The 17,659-nt window shown below is 75.7% G+C and carries 16 protein-coding genes and 1 pseudogene; 5 read left to right on the top strand and 12 right to left on the bottom strand.

All coding sequences use genetic code 11. The features are described 5' to 3' along the window. Nucleotides 1–39: 39 nt before the first annotated feature. The 8 genes from IHE55_RS24040 to IHE55_RS24005 form a co-directional block, all read right to left on the bottom strand. On the bottom strand, nucleotides 40–639 hold the full coding sequence (locus tag IHE55_RS24040) for a hypothetical protein (protein ID WP_232265679.1): 600 nt from the start codon (nucleotides 637–639) through the stop codon (nucleotides 40–42). Beyond that, entirely contained in the window at nucleotides 636–1,754 is a 1,119-nt protein-coding gene (locus IHE55_RS24035; protein ID WP_197990926.1) for an ROK family glucokinase, read from the bottom strand. The genes IHE55_RS24040 and IHE55_RS24035 overlap by 4 nt, the downstream gene beginning before the upstream one ends. Nucleotides 1,755–2,071: 317 nt before the next feature. Beyond that, nucleotides 2,072–2,944 (bottom strand): ATP-binding cassette domain-containing protein, encoded by an 873-nt coding sequence (locus tag IHE55_RS24030; RefSeq protein ID WP_307826807.1) that lies wholly within the window; start codon nucleotides 2,942–2,944, stop codon nucleotides 2,072–2,074. Continuing rightward, complete coding sequence (locus IHE55_RS24025) at nucleotides 2,941–3,999, bottom strand: ABC transporter permease (protein WP_197990924.1); 1,059 nt, start codon at nucleotides 3,997–3,999, stop codon at nucleotides 2,941–2,943. The genes IHE55_RS24030 and IHE55_RS24025 overlap by 4 nt, the downstream gene beginning before the upstream one ends. Next, nucleotides 3,996–4,976 carry a sugar ABC transporter substrate-binding protein gene (locus tag IHE55_RS24020; protein WP_197990923.1) on the bottom strand — a complete coding sequence of 327 codons (981 nt, stop codon included), beginning with the start codon at nucleotides 4,974–4,976 and terminating at the stop codon, nucleotides 3,996–3,998. Before IHE55_RS24020 ends, IHE55_RS24025 begins: the two co-directional genes overlap by 4 nt. Before the next feature lie 304 nt (nucleotides 4,977–5,280). Beyond that, on the bottom strand, nucleotides 5,281–6,054 hold the full coding sequence (locus IHE55_RS24015) for a GntR family transcriptional regulator (protein WP_307826806.1): 774 nt from the start codon (nucleotides 6,052–6,054) through the stop codon (nucleotides 5,281–5,283). Between the two features lie 470 nt (nucleotides 6,055–6,524). Continuing rightward, entirely contained in the window at nucleotides 6,525–7,886 is a 1,362-nt protein-coding gene (gene thrS, locus IHE55_RS24010; protein WP_197990922.1) for a threonine--tRNA ligase, read from the bottom strand. 524 nt (nucleotides 7,887–8,410) lie between these two features. Further along, nucleotides 8,411–9,142, bottom strand: a complete 732-nt coding sequence (locus IHE55_RS24005; protein ID WP_197990921.1) for an SDR family NAD(P)-dependent oxidoreductase — start codon at nucleotides 9,140–9,142, stop codon at nucleotides 8,411–8,413. 62 nt (nucleotides 9,143–9,204) lie between these two features. Between IHE55_RS24005 and IHE55_RS24000 the strand changes: the two genes are divergently transcribed. After that, nucleotides 9,205–10,110, top strand: coding sequence for a LysR family transcriptional regulator (locus tag IHE55_RS24000; RefSeq protein WP_197990920.1), 906 nt, complete (start codon nucleotides 9,205–9,207; stop codon nucleotides 10,108–10,110). Between the two features lie 242 nt (nucleotides 10,111–10,352). Here IHE55_RS24000 and IHE55_RS23995 read toward each other — a convergent pair whose 3' ends face one another. Further along, entirely contained in the window at nucleotides 10,353–10,799 is a 447-nt protein-coding gene (locus IHE55_RS23995) for a ribonuclease (protein ID WP_197990919.1), read from the bottom strand. Between the two features lie 797 nt (nucleotides 10,800–11,596). On the opposite strand from IHE55_RS23995, the pseudogene IHE55_RS23990 reads away from it, so the two are divergent. From IHE55_RS23990 to IHE55_RS23980, 3 genes and pseudogenes are all read left to right on the top strand, one after another. Beyond that, nucleotides 11,597–12,211 (top strand): annotated as a pseudogene (locus IHE55_RS23990) (helix-turn-helix domain-containing protein); the annotation flags it as partial. 158 nt (nucleotides 12,212–12,369) lie between these two features. Then, nucleotides 12,370–12,675, top strand: a complete 306-nt coding sequence (locus IHE55_RS23985) for a DUF6126 family protein (protein ID WP_197992325.1) — start codon at nucleotides 12,370–12,372, stop codon at nucleotides 12,673–12,675. 313 nt (nucleotides 12,676–12,988) lie between these two features. Continuing rightward, nucleotides 12,989–13,231, top strand: coding sequence for a hypothetical protein (locus IHE55_RS23980; protein WP_232265678.1), 243 nt, complete (start codon nucleotides 12,989–12,991; stop codon nucleotides 13,229–13,231). Nucleotides 13,232–13,401: 170 nt separating this feature from the next. Here the strand turns inward: IHE55_RS23980 and IHE55_RS23975 are convergent, their stop codons facing one another. Further along, on the bottom strand, nucleotides 13,402–13,929 hold the full coding sequence (locus IHE55_RS23975) for a GNAT family N-acetyltransferase (protein ID WP_307826805.1): 528 nt from the start codon (nucleotides 13,927–13,929) through the stop codon (nucleotides 13,402–13,404). Nucleotides 13,930–14,062: 133 nt separating this feature from the next. On the opposite strand from IHE55_RS23975, the gene IHE55_RS23970 reads away from it, so the two are divergent. Beyond that, nucleotides 14,063–14,953 carry an SCO6745 family protein gene (locus tag IHE55_RS23970; RefSeq protein WP_197990916.1) on the top strand — a complete coding sequence of 297 codons (891 nt, stop codon included), beginning with the start codon at nucleotides 14,063–14,065 and terminating at the stop codon, nucleotides 14,951–14,953. A gap of 163 nt (nucleotides 14,954–15,116) precedes the next feature. Here IHE55_RS23970 and alc read toward each other — a convergent pair whose 3' ends face one another. Continuing rightward, the gene (gene alc, locus IHE55_RS23965) at nucleotides 15,117–16,268 is read right to left on the bottom strand and encodes an allantoicase (RefSeq protein WP_197990915.1); all 1,152 of its coding nucleotides are present in this window, start codon (nucleotides 16,266–16,268) and stop codon (nucleotides 15,117–15,119) included. Beyond that, nucleotides 16,265–17,590 carry an allantoinase AllB gene (gene allB, locus IHE55_RS23960; RefSeq protein ID WP_197992208.1) on the bottom strand — a complete coding sequence of 442 codons (1,326 nt, stop codon included), beginning with the start codon at nucleotides 17,588–17,590 and terminating at the stop codon, nucleotides 16,265–16,267. The genes alc and allB overlap by 4 nt, the downstream gene beginning before the upstream one ends. Nucleotides 17,591–17,659 lie beyond the last annotated feature (69 nt).

Raw genomic sequence — 17,659 nt, 5'->3', positions numbered from 1 at the left:
CGCCGGCCCGCCGGGTTGCCGCCCGCCGCGGGCCCCTCCTCAGGGGGTGATGGTGGAGAGGACGTACACCTCGGGGTGGGCGGGGTTGTCCAGATCGACGGTGACGTCGAGGGTCGGCAGGGGGTCCTTCTGGTCCACCACCAGCCCGGACCACTGTGCGCCCGGGCCCAGCCGCCAGCCGACCGGGCCGGCCTCCTCGCGGCTGATGGTGACGCGGCCGGGGTCGAGGTCGTCCCGGTCGGCGCCCAGGGTGCCCAGGAACTTGTCCAGGCCCTCGGCGGAGGTGATGAACTGCACGTACATCGCGCTCGACCGCCAGGAGTTCCGCTCGTAGAAGGCGACGTCGGCCGAGTAGGGCGGGATCCACACGTCGTAGATGCGCCGCTGCACCTTGCTGGGCCAGCCCTCGGACAGGCCGGTGGCCGCCGCGTTCTCCTGCTTCTCCTCGCCGCTGTCGCGGCTCTGCAGGGCGGAGATGACGAGGTACCCGGCCGGGATGGTGATCAGCAGGAAGACCACGACGGCGGTGAGCCAGCGGTGGTGCCGCTGTTCGCCCCCGGACCGCTCCGGCGGTCCCGCATCCTCCGCCCGCCCGGGGCCCTGCGGCCGCTCCGGCGGGGTCCGCCCGGCGCCGGTCACCGGCCCGCCTGCGCGTACCGCTCGTACCGCTCCACCCGGCGCCGGTTGGCGCGCCGGAAGCGGCGGGCGACCAGCCGGGCCAGGTCCGCGGCGCCGACCATGCCGGCCTCCGGGCCGAGCTGGGCCTTGACGATGGTGGCCTCCGGGCGGTAGCCGCGGCCGGTGAGGTGGCGGCGGAAGGCGCTGCGGGCCGGCCCGATCAGCAGGTCGTCGGCCGCGCTGACCCCGCCGCCGACGACGAAGCAGGACGGGTCGAGCGCGGCGGCCAGGTTGGCGATGCCCACGCCCAGCCACTCGCCGATGTCGTGGAGGAGCTCCACGCACATCGCGTCGCCCTCCCGGGCCAGCTCGGTGATGAGCGGTCCGGTGATGTCCGCGATGTTGCCGCCGACCCGGTCGATGATCCCGTACGCGACCGGGGACTCGGCCGCCGCCAGCTCCCGGGCCTCCCGGACCAGGGCGTTGCCGGAGCTGTACTGCTCCCAGCAGCCGCGGTTGCCGCACGGGCAGCGGTGCCCGCCGGGCACCACCTGCATGTGGCCGAACTCCCCGGCGACCCCGTGCCTGCCCCGCTTGACCTGGCCGTCCTCCAGGATGGCGCCGCCGATGCCGGTGCCCAGGGTGATCATGACCAGGTGGTCCTCGCCGCGGCCGGCGCCGAACCGCCACTCCGCCCAGGCGGCGGTGTTGGCGTCGTTGTCCACCATCACCGGCACCGCGAGCCGCTGGGCGATCCGGTCGCGCAGCGGCTCGTTCCGCCAGGACAGGTGGGGGGCGAAGAGGATGCGGTTGCGGTCGGCGTCCACCCAGCCGGCCGCGCCGATGCCGACGGCGTGCACGTCGTGCCGGTCGGACAGGTCCAGCACCAGCTCCACGATGACGTCCTCGACGACCTTGGGGCTCTTGGACTTGTCGGGGGTCTCGGTCCGCAGCCGCTCCAAAATGTTCCCGTCGGCGTCCACCACGCCCGCGGCCACCTTGGTGCCGCCGATGTCGATGCCCACCGTGGGCACCCGCGGCGCGCTCAGATGCGAGCGCCGCTCACGGGTGCCGACGGTGCGCAGCACGGTGGCCCGCGCCGCGCCCCGGTGCACCCGGTCCCGGTACATGCTCATCGCCACGCCCCTCCGGCCGCGGCCGCCGCTCCCCCGTGGCGGCCGCCGCGCCGGCCGGCCGCCGGGTCCCGCGGTCTGACGCCGCCCGGCGCCGGGGCCGCGGGTCGCTGGGCGGGGGTGCGGTCGCTGGCGCCGCGCGGCGAGGCCGCGTTTCGACAGGTGCGTGCTCGCAAGAGTCGTCGTCCCTGCGGTGGTATCGGGAGGCCGGTGCCTCGGCGTGCGTCGGTCGTGCGGGCGGGGCCCGCCGTGAGATTGTGCCTCACCGGTCCGGGCCCGCGCATGGCGAGCCCGTCGGCGGACCCCGCGCCCGGCCGCGCTCAGCCCGCCGCGGGGCCCTCCCGGTGGCCGTCGCCGCGGCCGTCGGGGAGGCCGGGGCCCTGCGCCCGGGCCAGCTCGTGGCTGAGCTGTTCCAGCTCGCTGCCGCCGGCCATCTGCCGGGTCAGCTCCTCCAGGGAGATCTGTTCCTTGGCGTGGCTGCCGGCCATGACGCCCCGCTTGAGCAGGACGAAGTGATCGCCGACGAGGTAGGCGTGGTGCGGGTTGTGGGTGATCAGGACCACCCCGAGCCCGGCGTCGCGGGCGGCGGCCACGTACTTGAGCACCACCCCGGACTGCTTGACGCCCAGCGCGGCGGTCGGCTCGTCCAGCACCAGCACTTTCGCCCCGAAGTGCACCGCGCGGGCGATGGCCACGCACTGGCGCTCACCCCCCGAGAGGGTGCCGATGGGCTGGTCCACGTCGCGCAGGTCGATCCCCATCCGCAGCAGCGCGGCGTGGGTGGTCTCGCGCATCGCGGCCACGTCCAGGCGGCGGAAGGGGCCGCGGCCCCGGGTGGGCTCGGAGCCGAGGAAGAAGTTGCGCCACACCGGCATCAGCGGGACGACGGCGAGGTCCTGGTACACGGTGGCGATGCCGCGGTCGAGCGCCTGCCGGGGCGAGCCGAGCACGGTCTCCTCGCCGGCGATCCGCAGGGTGCCCGCGTCGTGCCGGTGCAGTCCCGCGATGATCTTGATGAGGGTGGACTTGCCGGCGCCGTTGTCCCCCAGCACGCAGGTGATCTCCCCGGCGCGCACCGTCATGGAGACACCGTCGAGGGCCTTGACGTTGCCGTAGTGCTTGGCCACCCCGTCCAGCTCGACCAGCGGGGCGGTGGCCCCGGCCGGGCCGGCGGCCGGTCGCTCGCTCGTCACTTCCTCGCCTCCACCCGCTTGCGGACCCACGCGTTGAGCAGCACGGCGAGCAGCAGCATCGCCCCCAGGAAAAGCTTGAACCACTCCGCTCCCCACTGCGCGTAGACGATGCCCTTGTTCGTCATGCCGAAGATGAAGGCGCCCACGGCCGCGCCGATGGCCGAACCGTAGCCGCCGGTCATCAGGCAGCCGCCGATGACCGCCGCGATGATGTACAGGAACTCGTTGCCCACGCCCTCGCCGGACTGCACCACGTCGTAGGACATCAGCAGGTGCTGGCCGGCGATCCAGGCGCCGAAGGCGACCCCCATGTACAGGCCGATCCGGATGCGGTTGACCGGGACGCCCACCGCGCGGGCCGCGTCCGCGTTGCCGCCCACCGCGAAGATCCAGTTGCCGGTGCGGGTGCGCAGCAGGATCCAGGTGGCGAGGGCGACCAGGCCGAACCACCACAGGATGGTGACCTTCAGCTCGATGTCGCCGATGGTCAGCGAGGAGGCGAAGACGTCCTGCGCGGCCGGGAAGCCCTCCATGTCTCCGATGGTCTTGGTGGAGACCCCGCCGCTGATGAACCGGGTGAAGCCCAGGTTGGCGCCGGTGAGCATCAGGAAGGTGCCCAGGGTGATGATGAAGCTGGGCAGTTTGGTGCGGGTCAGCATGAACCCGTTGAAGAAGCCGATCGCCAGGGTGGCGAGCAGCGAGACCCCGATGCCGACCCAGACGTTCGCCGTCATCTGGTACGAGAACATCGACGAGATCAGCGCGGAGGAGGTCACCAGCACGCCCGCCGACAGGTCGAACTCCCCGCCGATCATCAGCAGCGCCACCGGCACCGCCATGATCCCGATGGTGGAGGAGGCGTACAGCACGGTGCCGAAGCTGGACCACTGCAGGAAGGTGTCGGCGACCACCGAGAAGAACAGGAAGACGGCGGCGGCGCCGACGACCGCGCCCAGCTCGGGGCGGGCGAGCAGCCTGCGGGCCGGCGAGCGGTGTGCCGGCCCCCGGTCGTCGGCGGCCGGCTCCGGCGCGCGGGTCGGGGCGGCGGCGCTCACCGGGTGCTCCGCCGGGTGTAGTCGGCCAGGTCGTCGGCCTGGTCCTTGGTGATGATCTGCGGGCCGGTGAGGACCGGGCGGCCGCCGCCGAGGGCGTTGGCGTTGTAGCGGTACAGCCACAGCAGGTCCACGGCCTGGTAGCCCTGGAGGTAGGGCTGCTGGTCCACGGCGAAGCCCAGCGTGCCGTCGCGCAGCGCGGTGACCACCTTGGCGTTGAGGTCGAAGGTGTCGATCTCCGCGTCGCTGCCCGCCTGGTCGGCCGCCTTGGCCGCGGTGTCGGCGAACGGCGCGCCGAGGGTGACGACCGCGTCGATGTCCTCGTCGGCCTGGAGCTTGGCCTCGATGGAGGACTGCACGTCGGGCATGTTGGTGCCCTCCACGTACAGCTTCTCCAGCTTGCCGTCGAAGGTGTCCGCGGTGCCGTCGCAGCGCTGCTCGTGTCCCACGTTGCCCTGCTCGTGCAGCACGCACAGGGCCTTCTTCTTGCCGCGCGCGTTCAGCTCCTCGCCGACCGCCTCGCCGGCGATGGTCTCGTCCTGGCCGATGTGGGTGAGCGCGCCGAACTCCTTGGACTCCTCGGAGCCGGAGTTGACGGTGATCACCGGGATGCCCGCCTTGCGGGCCTTGGCCAGGACGCCCTTCATCGCGTCCGGCTTGGCGAGCGTGACGATCAGCCCGTCCACGTCCTGGTCGATGAAGGTCTGCACCAGCTGGGCCTGCTGCTGGCCCTCCTCGTGGTGGGCGTAGACGAACTTGATGTTGTCCTTGACCGCGGCCTGCTCGGCGCCCTTCTGCACGATGTCCCAGAAGGTGTCGCCGTCCCCGGAGTGGGTGACCATGGCGAAGGTCCAGCGGGGGGTGTTCACCGCCGCGCGGCCCTCGGCGGCCTGCGCGGCCCGTTCCTCGGCCCGCTTGCCGCCCGTGCTGCTGCATCCCGCCAGGGTCGCGCCGAGCACCGCCGCGAGCACGGCGGTCATCGCCCGTACGCCTCTTCCAGCCCTTGCCACCAAGACTCGCCCTTCTCGCTACTCCGTCACGTCCACCCGGTGCGGCCGGGCGCCGGGAAATCGGCACACGACCGGCCAAGTATCCCTGACCACCGACCGGCGGCTCCGGTCAGGTCAGCTACCTACGCGCGTAGCAGCGCTCCGTCAAGAGGTGTCACACGGACTGCCACCGGGGCACGGCCGGGAGAACGGGGACGGACGGGACGGTGACGGGGACGGGGCGGCGGGTGGGGACAGCGGGCGGTGGGCGGTACGGGGTGCGGGGGTGCGGGCCTCAGGGCGGGCCAGCAAGCTGGAACTCGAAGGAGTAGCGGGACGCCCGGTAGACGTGGCTGCCGAACTCCACCGGGCGGCCGGTCTCGTCGAAGGCGGTGCGTTCCATGGTGAGCAGCGGAGCCCCGGCGGGCTCGTCGAGCCGCTCGCCCTCCTCGGCGGTGGCGGCCCGCGCGCCGACCGTCTGCCGGGCGCTGTGCAGGGTGATCCCGGCGGCGCGCAGCAGCCGGTACAGCCCGGTCCCGGCCAGTTCCGCGCGGTCCAGCTCCAGCAGGCCGACCGGGAGGTGGTTGCGCAGGTGGGCCACCGGTTCGCCGTGCGCCAGCCGCACCCGCTCGATCAGCACCACCTCGGTGCCCGCGGGGATCTCCAGCGCGGCGGCGGCCTCGGCCGGCGCGGGTGCGGTGGTGTGGCGCAGCACCTCGGTGGCCGGGTGCCGGCCGGCCGCCTCCAGGTCGTCGTAGAGGCTGCTCAGCTCCACCGGGCGCCGCACCTTGCCGTGCATCACCTGGGTGCCCACTCCGCGCCGGCGGACCAGCAGTCCCTTGTCCACCAGGGTCTGGATGGCCTGCCGGACGGTGGGGCGGGAGAGCCCCACCCGCGCGGCCAGCTGGATCTCGTTGCCGAGGAGCGTGCCGGGGGGCAGCCGGCCGCCCTCGATCGCCGCCTCCAGCTGCTGGGCGAGCTGGAAGTACAGCGGTACGGGGCTGGCGCGGTCCACGCCGAGGTGGAGCGGTTCGGCGGCGCGGGGCGGATGAGCTTCCTGCGGTGCCACGGGGGTGAGCGTAGTCCGATGGGTACATGACCGGAAGATGCGAAGTCAGGTTGTCCGGACAAATGCGGGGCCGTGCCCCCGACCCGGAATCGGGCCTCCCCGACCCCGGGTCGGGATCGGGGAGGCCGGACCGAGGGGGCGGCCCCGTCCGGGGCCCGGCCGGTCCGGGGCCGGGGACGGGCGCCGGGGCCGGGACGCGCCTGCCGTGCGGCCCTCGTCGCGGGCGGGGACACGCCTGCCGTGCGGCCCTCGTCGCGGCGGGCGGTCCCCAGGGGCGCGCACCGCCGTCCCAACGGCCCGAACACCGCCGTCCCACCCGGGCCCGGGACGCGCTGTCCCACCCGGACCGTGGCCCGTCGCGGCGCGGGGACCGCGCCCCCGTCCCGGGGGACCGCCCCGCCGCGACGAGGGCCGCACGGCAGGCGTGTCCCCGCCCCCGCGACGAGGGCCGCACGGCAGGCTCCCCCGGTTCAGCCGGCCGGCCACAGGTCGGCGCCGCGGTCCCGGACCACCGCGGCGATCCGGTCCAGGGCCTCGCCGGAGGGCAGGGCCGCCGGGCGGCGCCCGTCGCGCAGCCGGAGGGCGACGGAGCCGTCGGCGGCCTCCCGCGCCCCGACGACCGCCAGGTACGGCACCAGCCGCGCCGCCCGCACCCGGGCGCCGAGACTGCCGCGTTCGGCGCCCGCGACCTCCGCGCGCAGCCCCCGCTCGGCGGCCTCCCGGGCGATCGCCTCGGCCCGGGCCCACTGGGCGTCCCCGATCGGCAGGACGGTCAGCTGGGTGGGGGCCAGCCAGGCCGGGAACGCCCCGCCGTGCGCCTCGATGAGGTGGGCGACGGCCCGTTCCATGCTGCCGATGACGCTGCGGTGGATCATGACGGGGCGGTGCCGGGCGCCGTCCGGGCCGGTGTAGCCCAGGTCGAAGCGCTCGGGCTGGTGGAAGTCGATCTGGACGGTGGAGAGGGTGGACTCCCGGCCCGCGCCGTCGGCGACCTGGACGTCGATCTTGGGGCCGTAGAACGCCGCCTCGCCCTCGGCCGCCTCGTAGCGCAGGCCGCAGCGGTCGAGCGCCTCGGCGAGCAGGGCGGCGGCGCGTTGCCACAGCCCTGGTCCGGCCGCGTACTTGCCGCCGGCGCCGGGCAGGGAGAGCCGGTAGCGGGCGGGGCGGATGCCGAGCGCCCGGTACGCCCGGCCGATCATCTCCAGGGCGGCCCGCGCCTCCTCGGCGACCTGATCGGGGGTGCAGAAGATGTGCGCGTCGTTGAGCTGGATCGCCCGCACCCGGGTCAGCCCGCCCAGGACGCCGGACAGCTCCGATCGGTACATGCCTCCCAACTCGGCCATGCGCAGCGGGAGTTCGCGGTAGCTACGGGCGCGGGAGCGGTAGATCACCGCGTGGTGCGGGCACAGGCTCGGCCGCAGCACCAGTTGCTCACCGCCCAGGTCCATCGGCGGGAACATGTCCTCGCCGTAGTGCGACCAGTGGCCGGAGATCTCGTACAGCTCCCGTTTGCCCAGCACCGGCGAGTGGACGTGCCGGTAGCCGGCCCGCCGCTCCTCGGAGCGGATGTACTCCTCCAGGGTGTGCCGCACCTCGGCGCCGTCGGGCAGCCAGTACGGCAGGCCGGCGCCGATGAGCGGGTCGGTGTCGAACAGGCCGAGTTCCCGGCCGAGCCTGCGGTGGTCGGGGGCACGGCGGTCGGCGGCGTGGCAGCCGGCGGCCCGGCGGTTCGCGGCCTGGCCGTCGGCGGCCCGGCCTTCCGGGGCACGGCCGGGGGCGGGGGTTGCCGGGGCGTGGTCGTCGGGGGCGTGGTGGCGGCGGGAGGCGTTCACGGTGGTCCTCGGTCCCCGTGGACGAGCCCCGGCCCCGGCGCCGCCGGGTGGGCCCACGACAGAGCCCCGGGGCACTCGCCCCGGGGCTGCGTCGGTCAGGACAGGGATCAGCGCGCCGGGACGGTCTCCGGCGTCGTGGTGTCGGCGGCGCGCTTCATGCTCGCCACGTTAACGGGGCACTCCCGCCGCGCGCACGTGGTTTTCCCGGCCCGTCCGACGCGCGGGGCCTCCGGCCGGAGCCGGCACCCCGGAAGCCAAGGGCCCGGCGCAACGGGCCGGGAGCAGCACCATGAGCCCGGCGCAAACGGGCCGGGGGCAGCACAACAAGCCCAGCGCAAACGGGCCGGGGCAGCACGCCGGGAGCGCCCGGCCGGGGTCAGCGCGCCGGGAGGGCCGGACCGCGGCCGGCGGGTGGAGGCCGGCGGACCGGGCGCAACGACGGCGGAGGCCGGCGGGCGGCGGCCCCACGGGCGAGGCCCGACGGGGCCCGACGGGCCCGACCGGCCTGCCGGCACCGGCGGTGGTCACCAGGGCAGCGGGCGGCCGTCCCGGAAGAATCCCCCGGTCGGCCCGGAGTCCGGCAGCGTCGCCGCCCAGACCACTCCGGCCGCGCCGTCCGCCACCGGCCGTCCGCCGGGTCCGCCCATCCGGGTCGCGACCCATCCCGGGCACACCGCGTTGACCAGGACCCCGTCGGCGCGCAGTTCGGCGGCGAGCATCCGGGTCAGCGCGTTGAGGGCGGCCTTGGAGGCGGTGTAGGCGGGGCTGCCGCCCCCCATGTTGGTGAGGGAGGCCACCTCGCTGGAGACGTTGACGATCCGTGGGTGCGGGGCGGCGCGCAGCAGCGGCGCGAAGGCGCGGACGGTGCGCCACGGCCCGTAGAGGTTGGTCTCGGCGGCCTCCCGGACCGCGTCCAGGTCGGCGGTGACCGCCCGCCGGCCGGGGTCGTAGCCGGTGGCCGCGTTGTTGACCAGCACGTCGAGCCGGCCGTACCGGCGGCGGACCTGTGCCGCCGCCCGCCGCACCCCGGTGTCGTCGGTGACGTCCAGCGGGAGCGGGTGGACGTCACCGCCGGCGTCGGCGAGACGTCCGGCGGCGGCGCCGGCCGCGTCCGCCAGGCGGGCGGTGAGCAGCACGGTGTGGCCGAGGCCGGCGAGTGCCCGGCAGACCTCGTAGCCGATGCCCCGGTTGGCCCCGGTGACCAGCGCCACCGGCCGGTGGCCGGGCGCGGGCGCGCCGGGTGCGGTTGCTGTCATACCGTCGATGGTGGGCCGGTTGCCGGGTGCGTGTCCAAGATCCGTTGTGATAGCCATCGGCTATGGACGCTCACCTGCGTGACCTTCGGTACTTCGTCGCCACCGCCGAGGAGCTCAACTTCACCCGGGCGGCCGAGCGGTTGTTCGTCTCCCAGCCCGCGCTCAGCAAGCAGATCAAACAGCTGGAGGAGCTGCTCCGGGTGCGGCTGTTCAACCGGGACCGGCGGTCGGTCACCCTGACCGCGCCCGGGCAGGCACTGCTGCCCCAGGCCCGCGAGGTCATCCGGGCCTGGGACGAGGCGCAGCGGGCGGTGAGCGACGCCGCGGCCGCGGAGGCCGCGGTGCTGACCGTCGGGGTGTCCTCCAGCATCGGCCGCGGACTGCTCCCGGCCGCCCGCGCCCGGCTCGCCGAACGGCACCCCGCCTGGCGCATCCGGATACGCCAGGTGGACTGGGAGGACGCGACGGCGGGGCTGGCCGCCGGGCAGGTGGACGCGGCCCTGCTGTGGCTGCCGATCCCCGATCAGGAAGCGTTCGCGGTACGGGTGGTGGCCACCGAGCCGCGCTGGGTGGCGATGCCGGCCGGGCACCGGTTCGCCGGCCGCTCGGAGGTGGCCTTCGAGGAACTGCTCGACGAACCGTTCCTGGCGCTGCCGGAGAGCGCGGGGGTGCTGCGGGACTTCTGGCTGGCGGTGCCGGAGCGCGGCGGCCGGCCGGTGCGGATCGGCGCGACCGTCTCCAACGCCGACGAGACCTTCGAGGCGGTGGAGGAGGGCAGCGGGGTGGTGCTGCTGGCGTCCGGGAACGCCGAGATCTACCGCCGCCCCGGGGTGGTGACCCTGCCGGTCGGCGGCCTCTCCCCCAGCCGGCTCGCCCTGGTCTGGCGGCCGGACGACCACCGGACCGTGATCCGTGACTTCGTCGGCGCGTTCGCCGAGGACCGTTCGGCGGGCGTCCCGGCGCACTGATCCGCCGCCCTTCGCGGCCCGCGGGGCCGTCCGGCGGGGTACGGGCGCGGTGGCCCGCCCGACAGGGGGACGCGGGGGCACGGCGCGGCACGGACAGGGGCGCGGGAACCCTGTGCGCGCGGGCACGAGCACGGGTGCGGGTGCGGGAACGAGCCCGGGGCGCGGCCGGGGACCGCGGTCGCCACCGGAAGGGGAGCGGCGACCGCGGGGACCGGCGGGGAGTGGCGCCGGGGCCGGAGGGCTCAGCAGCCGTGGTTGACGAGGTCGAAGGACCGGTAGTGGTCGGCGGTGTAGTAGTCCTCGCGGCCTCCGTCGCCGGTGACGATGCGGCGTGCGCCGCGGTCGTCCGACCCCGGGGTGACCACCGTGTACTCGTGGTAGTAGCCCAGGGACTGCCGCGGCAGGATGCCCTCCCGGTTCTGGAAGACCGTGCCGTCCTGCGGGAACGGGTAGGGACCGCCGGAGGCGATCAGGTCCAGGGTGTCGTGGGCTTCCCGGGGGAGGTCGGAGAGGCAGATGTCACCGACCGCGGCGGTCCCGGCCGGTGCGGTGGCCGCGATCCGGTCGTGGGCGCCGTCGGTGAGGGCGGGGGTGGCAGGGGTGGCCGCCGCGGCGGGTCCGGCGAGGACCAGCGCCGAGGCGAGGGCGCCGAGCGCGCCGATGCGGGCGATCCGTGGGGGGATTCTCATGGGGACAGCATGGCCCGCCACGGAGATGTCATGTCAACGCCAACGACGCGGAGTTCCGCGTGAGTTCACGGCATCGAACGACACGTCACCGACCCGGACGACATGTCAGCGACCGGTGAAGGACCCGTGACCGGTACGCGGGAACGCGCCGGCCTCCCGGACCGGTCGCCGCCCCGGCCATGGGGCCGGACCCCGGCCCCGGCCGCGCCCGGCGCCGCCGCACCGGGACTCCGCCGCGCCGCGGCGGATGGGCCCCCGTCGACGTCACAGCGGGTCCGTCACAGCGGGGATGTCACGGCGGGCGCGCCTCGCGCCGTACGCACCGGACCACCGGGACGGGCACTGCGGATTCTCGCCGGGCCGGCTCACACCGGGCGCCACCACCGCCGCCCCCGAACCCCGCCCCCATGCGACGCGGGCCGGCCCGGCCCGCGCCGCACCGGCGCCGACCCCGGTCCGGATCCCGCCCGCGTCCGTACGGCCCGCACGCCGCCCGTGCCGCACCCGCGACGCACCGGCCCGGCGCCGACCACCGGCGTGAGCGCCGACGTACCCGCGCCGCACCCGCCCGGCGCCGACGTACCGGCCAGGCTCCCCGGCCCGGCCCGGCCCCCGGACGGGCGGGGCGGGAGCTCGGGGCGCGCCCGGGCACGACGGGGACGCGAGCCGGGGCCATGGACGCGCGGGGAGTCGGTCGGGGTGCGGACCCGGGCCCCGACGCAGGCACAGACGGAGGCCGCTTTGCCTCAGAGGCAAAACTTTTGCCTCACAGGCGAAAAGCTGGCTATACCGGAGGTATGACCTCCTCAACCGAGGACGCGGCCGGCGGCGCGCTGCCGGCCGTCGCCCCTCGTCTGCGTGGCCTGCGGCAACGCAGCGGACTGACCCTGGAAGCCGCGGCCCGGCTGGCCGGACTCTCCCCCGCCCACCTCTCCCGGCTGGAGACCGGCCACCGCCAGCCGTCGCTGCCGATGCTGCTGGCCCTCGCACGTATCTACGGAACCACGGTATCGGACCTGCTCGGCGAGGTTCCGCCGGAGCGGGACCCGATCGTGCGCGGCGACCGGATGGAGGCGTCGGCCAGCGGCGGCTGGACGTACTGGCGGGCCGGCGGCTCGGGGCGCGCGATGCAGGCCCTGCGGGTCCACGTGCCGCCGCGGCAGAGCCCGGAGGAGGACCTGGTCCGGGTGCACCCGGGCGAGGAGTGGCTCTACGTCCTCGACGGGCAGCTGCGGCTGGTCCTCGGCGAGGCCACGCACATCCTGGCGCCCGGTGACGCGGCGCACTACGACTCGCTGACCCCGCACCGGCTGGCGGCGGCCTCCCGGGGCGGAGTGGACCTGCTCTTCGTCCACACCCTGATCCAGAGCGGCGCGGCCGAGCTGTGCCTGGGCGACCCCTCCCCGGGGCGTCCCCCGGTCCGCCCGCGGCAACCCCTGCGGGCTACCCCGGCCGGCTTCCCCGGCGACGTCCCGCACGGGCCGCCGGGTGCACCGCCCGGCGGCCCGCCCACCGCGGGCCCCGGCACCCCGCCCGGCCACGGAATCCCGCCCACGCCTGGAGGCACCCCATGACGGAAGCCCGGCACACCGCGCACCCCGGTACGCACACCGACCCGGCCGCCGCCCCCGACCCCGCCGCGGAGACGGAGCGGCCGGCTCGGACGGAGACGGCGGCAGGGGCGGAGACGTCGACGGAAACGGCTGCGGCAACGAGCGCCCCGGCGGCACGGGCGCCGGTGACGGCCCCGGACCGCACCGTCAACGAGGAGGACCGCACCCCTCGGGCGATCGCCTTCCGGATCTTCGTCTACCTCGTCGGCGTCCACGTCATCGCCGCGTTCCTCTTCCTCCTCTTCTACCTCGGCGGGGCATAGGCGCCCGGGACACCCCTCGCGCGGAGCCGCCCGCCGGACGGCCCGACGGCTCCCGGCCACCGTGGCGCTGCCGTGGCCCGTGGGCCGGCCCGGCGCCGTCGAACGGCTCACCCCCTCCGCCCGGGGCAGGCCGCAGACCCGTGCGCGGGACACACCGCGGTCCCGTGCGCGGGCCGGCGTGCCCGGCACCGCGGTCGCGGCCGGCCCACCGTTGTCGGCGGCGTGTTCACCCGCGCGCCCCGACGTGGCCATGCCGGTGCCCGATGCTGCCCGGCAGTCCGAGAGACCGGGAGGACCGTCCCGCGGGGGCGACATGAGCACGCGCAGGATGACCGCGCTCGCCGGACCGCTGATCGCGGTCGTCCTGCTCACCGGCTGCGCGGAGTCGGACAAGAGCGAACTCGTCACCTGGACCGACGAACACGGACGTGCCTGCACCGGCTCGGTGGTCATCGACGCGGACGACGGCGACCGCGAGATGAGCAGCCTCGACTGCGACTACCCGCCGGCGGGCACGCGGCCCGGCCGGAGCACGACGACCCCGGTTCCGCGCTGACCGGCGCGGCCGTCCCCGGCACGGCACCACCGGAATCCCGGGCCGGGCCGGCGGCACCGCACCGGAACCCCGTGCCGGGCCGGCCGGTCCCGCGCCGCACCGGGGCCCGGGCCGCGGCCCCCGCCCGAACCCGGACCCCCCACCCCGCCGGAGGGGCGGCCCGGGACGCGTCAGCCGTCCACCGCCGCCCGGAGCCGCTTCTCCAGCAGCGTGAAGGACTTGGCCACCCCGCCCGGCTGCGGCTTCCCCTCCGCGTGGCCCACCACCCGGTAACCAGCCGCCCGGTAGTAGGCGTTGAGCTGCGGGTTGGTGGCCAGGCAGTCCAGGCGCACCCGGCCGCGTCCCACCGCGGCCACCCGGCGTTCGGCCGCTTCCAGCAGCAACCGTCCGGTGCCGGGCGCGGCGGTGCTCCGGTCCACCATCAGCCGGTGCACATATCCGGCCACCGGCGGCTGCGGGCCCCAGGCCGCCTCGTCCTCCCACCACAGCTCCCAGGCGCCGACGACGCCCTCCCGAGCCTCCGCCAGCCAGACCTCGCCGCGTGCCATGACCCGGCGGAAGTGGTCCTCGTCCAGCTCCCCCGGCCGCCACTGCCCGGTGACGCCGCGCGCCAGCATCCAGCGGGCCGCGTCGTCGCGGAGCCGGACGAGGGTGGACAGGTCGGTCCCGGTGGCCGGGCGGAAGCGGAGATCGTTCACTCCGAAATCCTCGCACGCCCGTCCGACGGCGCTCCCCGACGGCCCGGCGGCCCCGACGGCCGTACGGCGGTCGCCCGCCCACCCCGTTCCCGTCCCTCGAACTCCCGCCGCCGCTCTGGCAATCTGGTGATCCATGACCTCCCACGCCACCGACACCCCCACCCCGGCCGCCACCTGCGCCCGCGCCATGTGGGCACTGCTGGAACCCGTCCACGCCGTCACCTACTTCGCCCCGGAGGCGCGCGCCGCCTTCGAGGAGGCGGGGCTGCGGGGCTTCTGGCGCGGCTACTTCGCCGGCCGGGCGGCACCGCTGGGACCGGTCGGCCCGGAACCGGTGGTGGCCGCCTTCTTCGGCTTCGCACCCGCCATGGTGGCCCGGGCGCTGCCGGCGGTGTGGCAGATCGCCGGCCCCGCGCGCGCCGTGGAGATCCGGCGCGCGGGCGCGGGGGCGGCACTGCGCCGACTGCTCCAGGGGCACCAGGAGGAGGTGGCCCGGGCCGGTGACGCGCTGCTGGCCGTCGCGGTTCGGCTGGATCTGGGCGGCCGGGTGCTGGGCGCGGCGAACGCGGCGCTGCCGGTGCCGCGGGACCCGGTGGACCGGCTGTGGCACGCCACCACGATCCTGCGGGAGCACCGGGGCGACGGGCATGTGGCGGCGCTGGTCGCCGCCGACCTGGACGGGTGCGAGACCCTGGTGCTGCGCTCCGGGGTGGACCTGCCGCGCACCGAGTTGCAGCCGTACCGGGGATGGACCGACCAGGAGTGGGCGGCCGCCCGGGACCGGCTGGCCGGGCGCGGCCTGCTGGACCCGGAGGGCTCGGCGACGGCGGAGGGCCGGCGGGTGCTGGAGGCGGTGGAGCGGGCCACCGACCGCGCGGCCGCCCGGCCCTGGCAGGGCCTGGCCGTCGAGGAGCGGCGGCGGCTGGCCGCGCTGCTGACCCCGCTGGCCCACGCCTGCGGCACCGCGCTGCGGTTCCCCAACCCCATCGGGCTGCCCAAGCCGGTGCCACCGGCCGGACCGTAGCGGCCGCACTCGGCCCGTACCGGGCCCGTACCGGGTTGCTCAGCCCGTGGGGGACGCCCGCCCGCGCCGGCCGGGCCCCACCCGCGGCGGGAACGCCCGCCGCGGGCCGACCGGCCGACCGGCCGACCAGCGACGGAACGTTTCTCCGGTCCGCGGTGGCGGCTCAGCCCTCCAGTTCGGCGTGGCGGGCGGCGAGCCGCTCGGCGCCGTCGGCGGTGAGCGCACCGTGCAGCCGGAGCCGGGCGATGCCGCCGTCGGGGAAGATGTCGATCCGTACGTGCGTGGCGGCGGGCGCGTCCGCCGGCAGGAAGCGGTGCACGGTGTCGGGCTGGAGCCGGGTGCGGGGCAGGATCTCGACCCAGCCGGTGGTGTGGTCGGCCGGGTCGGCTCCGCTCGTGGCGTCCAGCGCGTACAGCGCGGCCCAGCCCGCCGAGTTGCCCTTCAGATAGCCGGTGTCGATCTCCACGGCGCGGATCTCGGCCTGCTCGGTGAGCCGGTAGCGCACCCAGTCGTTGCCCTTGTCCCGGCGGCGGCGGGTCTCCCAGCCGTCGTCCATCTTCCGCGAACGGCCGGGCTGGATGGTGTTGGTGGGCGGCGAGTAGAAGCGGTCCGAGGCGTCCTCGACCGCACCGCCGTTCTCCAGCGCCACCAGGTCGAAGGTGCCGAGGGCGGCGAGCCACTCGGGCGCCGGGGCCACCTCGCCGTACACCCGCAGCCGGGCGATGCCGCCGTCGGGGTGCTGCTTGAGCCGCAGGTGGGTGAAGCGGCGTTCGCAGTCCACGGTGAAGCCGTTCGCCGCGTGGCCGCCGACCGGGGTGCGCGGCACCAGCACGGTCCACTCCACGTCGTCGGCGAGGAGGTCCTCCGGCGACGGCGAGCCGGGCACCGAGGTGGCCTCCACGCTCACCGCCTGCGGGTAGTTGCCGCGGAAGTGGGCGGTGTCCACGACGATGCCGCGGACGACACCGGGCGCGCCGAGCCGGATGAGCGCCCAGTCGTGGTCGTCGTCGGCGGGGTGCGGCACGTCGGGGCCGGTGCCGCGCCGGCGCCGGGTCTCCCAGCCGTCCATGATCTTGCCCTTGTGGCCGAACGCCTCGGGGTCGAAGTGGGCGGCCTCGGGCTTGAGGAGGTTCTCACGCTCCGCGAAGAACTCGTCGTTGGCCGCGATCACCCCGGCGCCCAGCCGTCGGTCGGCGAGGTCGGCGAGGTGGGCGAAGGGGAAACCGGACGGCCCGGGGGTGCGGTAGTCGGCGTAGGGGTCGCCGCCTCCGTACGGGCTGGCGTCTCCGGTGAAGGAAGGGATCGCGGCGGTCATACGGTGCGCTGCCTTTCGAGGAGTCGGCCGGTGGGTTCGGTGGGGGTTCCGTGGTCGGCGATCTTGACGCCGCGCAGCCAGGTGGACCGCACCACGCCGTGGAGCGTCCTGCCCGCGTAGGCGGTGACCTGGTTGCGGTGGTGCAGCCCGGCGGGATCGACGGTGAAGGTCTCGTCCGGGGCGAGGACCGCGAAGTCGGCGTCGCGGCCGGGTTCGATGGCGCCCTTGTGTCCGAGGCCGACGAGTTGGGCCGGCGCGGTGGCCATCCAGCGGACCACCTCCTCCAGCCGGTGGCCGCGCCGCCGGGCGGCGGTCCATACCGCGGGCAGTCCCAGCTGGAGGGAGGAGATGCCGCCCCAGGCCTGGCCGAAGTCGCCGACCTTGAGGTCGGCGGTGCACGGCGAGTGGTCGGAGACCACGCAGTCGATCACGCCGTCGGCCAGGCCCTGCCAGAGGGCGTCCTGGTTGGCCGCCTCCCGGATGGGCGGACAGCACTTGAACTCGGTCGCGCCGTCGGGGACTTCCTCGGCGGTGAGGGTGAGGAAGTGCGGGCAGGTCTCGACGGTGAGCCGTACGCCCTCGCGGCGGGCGGCGGCGATCATCGGCAGGGCGTCGCCGGAGGAGAGGTGGAGGACGTGGACCCGGGCGTCCAGTTCGCGGGCGAGGCCGATCAGACCGGCGATGGCGCGGTCCTCGGCGGCGCGCGGGCGGGAGGCGAGGAAGGAGGTGTAGCGGGGGCCGGTGGCGGGCGGCGCGGCCTCGATCAGGTGCGGGTCCTCGGCGTGCACGATGAGCAGGCCGCCGAAGCCGGTGATCTCGGCAAGCGCGTCCTTCAGTTCGGCCGGTGAGAGCTGGGGGAACTCGTCCACGCCGGAGTGGAGCAGGAAGCACTTGAAGCCGAAGACGCCGGCCTCGTGCAGCGGGCGCAGGTGCGGGACGTTGCCGGGGACGGCGCCGCCCCAGAAGCCGACGTCGACGTGCACCCGGTCGCGGGCGACGGCCCGCTTGATGTCGAGCGCCTCGGTGGTGGTGGTCGGCGGGACGCTGTTGAGCGGCATGTCGATCAGCGTGGTGACACCGCCCGCTGCGGCGGCCCGGGTCGCCGGGCCGAACCCCTCCCACTCGGTGCGGCCGGGGTCGTTGACGTGCACGTGGGTGTCCACCAGCCCCGGCAGCAGGACGTCGTCGCCCAGGTCCTCCAGGCGGCATCCGGCGGGCACCTCGGTCCGGTGCGGCAGGACGGCGGTGATCTTCCCCCCGGCGACGGCGACGGATGCCGCGCGGGTGCCCTCCGGAGTGATCACGCGCGTCGAACGCAGCATCAGTTCCACGTCGGCCACCTCTCCCTCCCACGGCGTCTTCCGCCCAGCGGAATGCCGATCTCAACGTTT

The organism is Streptomyces pactum (genome assembly GCF_016031615.1).
Lineage (GTDB): Bacteria > Actinomycetota > Actinomycetes > Streptomycetales > Streptomycetaceae > Streptomyces > Streptomyces pactus.
The sequence above is the reverse complement of the archived record's forward strand: the minus strand, read 5'-3'. Positions and strand labels throughout refer to the sequence as shown.